Here is a 5,919-nt window from a genome sequence, read left to right on the forward strand (position 1 = left end):
CGCGTTGACGGTGATCGCCTTCGCGGCCAGTTCGCCGCGGGCGATCGATGTGCTGGCCGCATTGATGGTGAGGTTCGGAGCCGCGCCATCCTTGGCGAAGGCGATCGTGCCGTTGATATCGCCGGTCGCCGTCTGGCCACCTAGCGCCGCCAGCGGGCCGACATCGGGAACGGCCAGCGTCAGCGTGCCGAGCGGCAGGAAAGCTTCGTCAAGCGCAAGGTCGCCCGAAACCTTGTTGTCGCCGAGTGCAAGGCTGAGCCCCCTGATCGCGCGCTTGCCGGCGGCAGTCACCAACGACGCCTCGATGTCGAGCGGCTGCTCCTCGACGCTCCCCGTCAGCGAGATATCGGCCGAGGGGTTGGCGATGTCCGCTTTGCCCTTCGCCGAGAGCTTGATGTCCTTCACCGTGCGGCCGGCCGCCGTCAGGCTCGCGCTGTCGGCCGACACCGAGAAATCCGGCGCCCAGCGCGGACCGCTGGCGGTCAGCGCGAAATTGACCCCGCCGGCAAGCGGCGTGCCCGCCAGCGACGACAGCGCCGATACATCGCCCAGCGTTCCCTTTACGTTTGCCTGGATGTCCGAGCCTTGCGCGCTGGCCGTGCCGCTGGCGCTGAGCGAGCCCGAGGTGAGCTCCAGCTCGTTGGCCGCGAAAGCGCCTTCCGGATCCCGGGTCGCGGTAGCCGAGAATTTCACCCGGTCGCCAAGCAGCGAGCTGATCTGCGGCGGCAGCGCCTTCGATACGGCGTCGGCGTTCATTTTCAGCGTCATCGACAGATCGGCGAGCGAGACGCCGGCGGTCAGCGCGGCATTGAGCGCATCGCTGCGCAACGTGCCCTGGTCGACGGTTACGGTGTCTCGGCTGATCGAACCGGCGAGATCGGCGGCTAGCTTGCCCGTCACCAGCGGCGCCAGGGTCGCCACGTCGGTCTTCAGACCGGCGGCCGCGAGCTTGACATTGACCGGCCCGGTGCGGGTCGCGACGTCGAAGCCGTCGGAATGGACCTGTCCCGTCACATTGTTGAGCTGCGTGCCGCCGACGGCGATCGAGGCCAAGGAGGTGCCGATGTCGACTATCGGCGCCTTGCCGTCGCCAAAGGCGCGTGCGGTCGCCTTCTCGACCGCGACCAGGATCGGCACCGCGCTGGTGCCGACGTCGATGGTGACGGGCTTGTCCTTGGCGGAGAGCTCGACGGCAAGATCGCTGGCGCCCGTCGGGTCGACATTGCCGGTGGCCGTGCCATGCACGGCGCCGCTCTCTACAATTGCGCGCTCGATATCGATCCCGCCTGTCGTGGTCGCCGTCCCGGCCACGTCGAAGTTCGTCTTGCCGGCAAACAGCGACTTGAACTTCTCGGGCAGGAAGCGCTCGAATTCGCCGTCGCCTTTGGCCTCGATATAGTGGCCCTTGTCGCTCAACTGATGGCGGCCGGTGAGCTGGGCGACGATCTGACGGTCGACGACGAAGGTGCCGATGCCGTTCCAATTGGCGAGCGGCCCCGTGCCGGAGACGACGATATCGACGGGCGGCGCATCGGGGAGCTTGAGCAAATTGGCAATGATGCCGCCGGCCGGCTCTGATGCCTTGAGATCGAGGTCGAGCTTGTTGTCGGCCGGCGCGAAACGGACCTTGGCGTCGACATTGCCCTGCTTGCCGTCGCGGCGGGCGACTTTGAGCACCGTGTCGATCGCCAGCGGCGATGGATCGGCCTTGAGCGAACCCTTGGCGGCAAGTTCGGCAATGCCGCTGCCGGCGAGCTCTTGCCCGAGCGCGATCTCCGGCAGCTCGATCTCTTTGACTTCGATCGAGACCGGCAGACTGTTCGATGCGCCTTGCGACGGCTGTTGGCCGGCTTGTGGCAGCCGCGCCAACTCGATCCGCTCGGCTTCGATGCGATCGGCGTTGAAGTTGCGCGACAAAAGCGCCGTCGGTGACCAGTCGAGCGCCACCTTGCGCGCCACCAGCCAGGGCCCCGTGCGATCCTCCAGCACGACATGATCGAGCCTGAGCTGACCGGACCAGATGCCTTCGATACCGCTGACGGTGATCTTGCGGTCCTCGGTCGAGGCCAGCTTCGAGATCAGACCGGCGAGATTCTGACGGCCGCCTTCGGTGCCGGTCAGCACGCCGAGCGCGCCGATCGCCACCACCAGCAGCAGGAGCAGCGTGTAAAGGCAGATACGAAGGATGCGCCAGAATATCCTCATCATTAGAACGCCTGACCGATGCCGGCATAGAGGCCGAAATGCGGATCGCCCGGATCGCGGTTGAGCGGCACGGCGGCGTCGATGCGCAGCGGCCCGAATGGCGTAAGATAGCGCAGACCGACGCCGGCGCCGACCTTGACGTCGGAGAAATCGGGGAAGGATTTGGTCGAGACCGTGCCGGCATCGACGAACGGAACGATGCCGATCGTGTCGGTGACGGCCATGCGCATCTCGACCGAGGTCTCGAACAGGGACAGGCCGCCGATCGGCTGGCCGTCGATGTCCTTCGGGCCGATACCTTGATAGGCATAGCCGCGCACCGAGCCGCCGCCGCCGGAATAGAAGCGCCTGTCGGCCGGAACATTCTGCAGCCCCGTGCCAACGATCGAGCCGAGCGTGGCGCGTTCGGCGAGGATGAATTTGCTCGCCGTATCGAGCGACTGGTAAGCCGAGCCTTCGCCCTTCAGCTTGAGGAACGTCGCGCCGTTCAAAATGTCGTAGCTCGGCTCGGCATAGGCGAGCGCCCGGAAACCCCTGGTCGGGTTGAGCTTGTTGTCGCGGCTGTCATAGACATATTGCAGCGGAATGCTGGCGATCAGATAGGTGTGCTTGCCGAAGGCGTCGGTGATCCTCGAGTAGTCGAGGTCGAATTCAGCCGAGACCCGCTGCCTCTTGTCGAGGTCGTAGGAGACTCCAACGTCGCCCTTGACCGAGAAATGGTCATAGGCGTCGGGGTGCTCCAACACGGTCTTGACGCCGGTGAAGAACTTCGATGTCGGCCCGAGCACCCCCGGCTTCTCGAACATGATGCCGGCATTGTAGTTGAGCGCGGAAATGCTGTTGCTGCCGATGCCGCTGATGGAGCCGTCGATGCGCAGCTTCTCTGCCTGGCCGAACAGGTTGCGGTGGCCCCAATAGCCTTCGAGCCCCAGTCCTTCCGTGTTCGAAAACGTGCCGCCGACGCCGAAAAAGCGCGGCTTGCGCTCGCTCACCTGGACGTCGATCGGAATGTTACCTTGGGCGTCGAGGCTCTCGCCCTCCTTGATGGTCACGCTGTTGAAGACTTCGAGCCCGAGCAGCCGATCGCGGGCATCGTCAATCTCTTGCGGCGAATATTGCTGGCCCCGCTTTAGGTCGGTCATGTATTCGGTGAAGTCGCGATCGACCTTTTCGGTGCCCTCGACGGTGGTGTCGCCATAGCCGGCGACCGGGCCGGCCGCGACCGTCAGTGTCACGTCGAGCGTCGAGGTGTCATGGTCTGCGACGATCTCGCGATCCGTCACCTTGGCTAGCGGCCTGCCCTCCTCCTTGAGCGCTCGCACGATCGCCGCTTCGGCCTTGAGCACGGCACCCGAACTGGCGTCGCCGCCCGCGATCAGGCCGAAATCGGCGCTCGCCAGGCCGGCCGCGTCGCCTTTCAGTCTGATGTCGCCGAGGGTGAATTTCGGCCCGGCGGCAATGCTGACGACCACCGGAATGGGCTGCGGCCCCTTGAATTCGGCGTCCGGCGGCAGTTCGTCGATGGACTTGCCCTCTATGGTGATGGTGACCACGCCCTCGTAGCGGGCGTCGGCATAAAGGGCGGCAACGAGTTGCTCGCGGTCGCTGCGCGCCTTGGCCATCAAGCCGAGCGACCCCGATACCGGATGCTCCTCGTCATTTTTGAGCGCCGAGGCATCTTCCAGCTTCTTGACCAGATCCTTGTCGGCATCGGGAGCGTCAATGGTCACCGAATAGCGCAGCGGATCGACGATGTCGGCATCCTCGTCCTTGGACGAGCCCCAAAGCTTGATGCCGAAAATCTCGAAAGCAGCCGCCGGCCGCGCTTCGCCGGCGAGCATGGCCGCGCAGACGAGCGCCAAAAGCAGGGCGCGCGGAAGCCCGCGCCCTGGCGCGATCCCTCCTGACATCTGCGTTTCATACGCCGGCATTACGCTAACCTAGACGACAAAACTAAAATTGGAATGAAGTTCTGAAACGCTCGTAAAGGGGCCACAATCCAATTGTCTGAAATAGACCGGGCTTGGAATTCACACCTTTTGCGCCTTCGCAAGAAAGCGTGAACCCTTGTCCCATGGAGGTTCTGTCGAAATACCGGCCTGTGGCCGGCATGGAAACCGTTGGCGGGTTGAAAACCTGCCGCGTTCGGCGTTGACAAGCCTGTTTGATGCTTGATCATGCCCGGACGCTGCAATGTCGGGAGGGTGATATGGCAATGCGCGCGGCTCGTGGTCTCTCTTTCCTCATTCTTCTGTTCTTTGCCTTGAGCGGAGCCGCGCAAGCGGCCGAACCCCGGCGAATCGTGACGACCGACAACTCCGACTATTTCGGTTTCGACCTCAGGTCCGACCAGAATGTCAGCCTCGACCAATGCAAGACCACATGCCTCGGCGACCCCGCCTGCCGCGCCTTCACCTACAACACGAAGGCCAAATGGTGCTTTCTCAAATCCGACTACAATCAGCTGAAACCCTTCAGCGGCGCCGTCGCCGGCAAAGTCGCAAACGTCGATGGCGACACCGATATCGGCGCGGCGCCTCCACTTGCCTTCTTCCCCAACTGGATGGCCGATCAGGCCCAGCAGTTCCGCAACAAGCTGACCGATCCGGCGTATGACAAGCCGACCGAAGGGCTGGCCGCACTTCAGGCTGCGGCCGAGCAGGCAGCGCTGACCGGCGACCATCGCCTGGCCGTGCAGAAATACCAGGCGGCGCTGTCCGTCCTGCCCGACGACGGCGCGCTCTGGCTGGCGCTGGCGCGCGAGACGCTCGGCGTGCAGCCGGCTTCCAACACTTCCGACCCCTCGACCCTGCCGGCAAACGTCACCTCGGCCGCTTTCAACGCCTATAAGCTGGTGCGCACGGCAAAGACCCGCGCCGAGGCGCTGGCGCTGCTTGCCGCCGGCCTCGACAAGCGCGACCTTTTCCGGCCGGCCATTCAGGCCTATGAGGCGAGCCTTGCGCTGGTGAACTCGCCAGCCGTGCAGGCCGACTACGCCGACCTCAAGGCACGCAAGGGTTTCCGCGTCATCGACCATTCCGTCGATGCCGATTCCTCTTCGCCGCGCATCTGCGCCCAGTTCTCCGAGGACTTGGTGAAGACCGGCGTCGACTATTCGCAGTTCGTCACCGTCGACAATGCCGCTCCCAAGGCTGTCGAAGCCAAGGACAAGCAGATCTGCGTCGAAGGGCTTGAACATGGCCAGCACTATGACGTGACCTTCCGCGCCGGTCTGCCGGCCGCGATCGGCGAGACGATTGCCGCTCCGGTCGTGCTGTCGATCTATGTCCAGGACCGCGCCCCGTCCGCCCGCTTCACCGGCGACAGCTTCGTGCTGCCGGCCGGCGCCCGCCGCGGCATTCCGGTCGTCACCGTCAACATGAGCGCCGCCAAGATGAAGCTCTACCGCATCGGCGACCGATCGCTGGCGCAGCTTCTGTCCGGCTACCAGTTCCTGCATCAGCTCGACGGCTACGACATTTCCACCATCTCCGACCAGATGGGCGAGCCGGTCTGGGAAGGCACGCTCGACATCGCCAACGACCTCAACAAGGAGGTCACCACCTCCTTCCCGGTCGACGAAGCGATCCCGCAGCGCAAGCCCGGCGTCTATGTCCTGACCGCCCAGCCGGTCGACGACAAGAGCGACGATTATGGTTCGCGCGCCACCCAGTGGTTCGTCGTTTCCGATATCGGTCTGTCCACCTATACCGG

2 protein-coding genes and 1 pseudogene are annotated in these 5,919 nt (G+C 64.5%); 1 reads left to right on the top strand and 2 read right to left on the bottom strand.

Going from position 1 to position 5,919, the window contains the following annotated elements; all coding sequences use genetic code 11:
• Positions 1-2,205, bottom strand: a pseudogene (locus EOA32_RS32075) (translocation/assembly module TamB); the annotation flags it as partial.
• A gap of 2 nt (positions 2,206-2,207) precedes the next feature.
• A complete protein-coding gene (locus EOA32_RS32080; protein ID WP_066990558.1) occupies positions 2,208-4,136 on the bottom strand; it encodes an autotransporter assembly complex family protein in 1,929 nt (642 codons plus the stop codon).
• 278 nt (positions 4,137-4,414) lie between these two features.
• Between EOA32_RS32080 and EOA32_RS32085 the strand changes: the two genes are divergently transcribed.
• Positions 4,415-5,919 (top strand): PAN/Apple domain-containing protein (locus tag EOA32_RS32085; RefSeq protein WP_245499453.1); only part of this gene is annotated, 1,505 nt, incomplete at its 3' end.

Origin of the sequence: Mesorhizobium sp. M1A.F.Ca.ET.072.01.1.1, from assembly GCF_004023325.1 — a bacterium.
Classification (GTDB): Bacteria; Pseudomonadota; Alphaproteobacteria; order Rhizobiales; family Rhizobiaceae; genus Mesorhizobium.